This is a genomic window from Kitasatospora sp. NPDC057223 (assembly GCF_042669755.1).
In the GTDB taxonomy this organism is placed as follows: Bacteria; Actinomycetota; Actinomycetes; order Streptomycetales; family Streptomycetaceae; genus Kitasatospora.
On the sequence record NZ_JBHUWW010000177.1, the window covers coordinates 2,913 to 3,601 of the forward strand.

The following is a 689-nucleotide window of genomic DNA, read 5'->3' on the forward strand; positions in this document are numbered from 1 at the left end:
AAGACGGTGGCGGCCCGGGTGTGGGCGTCGATGGCCTCCTCGAACCTGCGCACCTCCCGTAGCGCGGTGCCGAGGTTGTTCAGCGCCTGGCCCTCGGCGTGGCGGTCGTCGAACTCGCGGAAGACGGTGGCGGCCCGGGTGTGGGCGTCGATGGCCTCCTCGAACCTGCGCACCTCCTGCAGCGCGAGGCCGAGGTTGCCCAGCGCCCGGCCCTCGGCGTGGCGGTCGTCGAGCTCGCGGAAGACGGTGGCGGCCCGGGTGTGGGCGTCGATGGCCTCCTCGAACCTGCGCACCTCCCGTAGCGCGGTGCCGAGGTTGTTCAGCGCCTGGCCCTCGCCGTGGCGGTCGTCGAGGTCGCGGAAGACAGTGGCGGCCTGGGTGTGGGCGTCGATGGCCTCCTCGAACCTGCGCACCGCCTGCAGCGCGGTGCCGAGGTTGCCCAGCGCCTGGCCCTCGCCGTGGCGGTCGTCGAGGTCGCGGCAGATGGCCAGGTCCTGGGTGTGGGCGTCGATGGCCTCCTCGAACCTGCGCACCGCCTGCAGCGCGAGGCCGAGGTTGTTCAACGCCCGGCCCTCGGCGTGGCGGTCGTCGAGGTCGCGGAAGACGGTGGCGGCCCGGGTGTGGGCGTCGATGGCCTCCTCGAACCTGCGCACCGCCTGCAGCGCGAGGCCGAGGTCGTTCAGCGCCCG

General features: G+C 73.7%; 1 protein-coding gene. It reads right to left on the reverse strand.

The features are described from left to right. Nucleotides 1-689 (reverse strand): tetratricopeptide repeat protein (locus ACFUK0_RS36430; protein ID WP_380257651.1); only part of this gene is annotated, 689 nt, incomplete at both ends.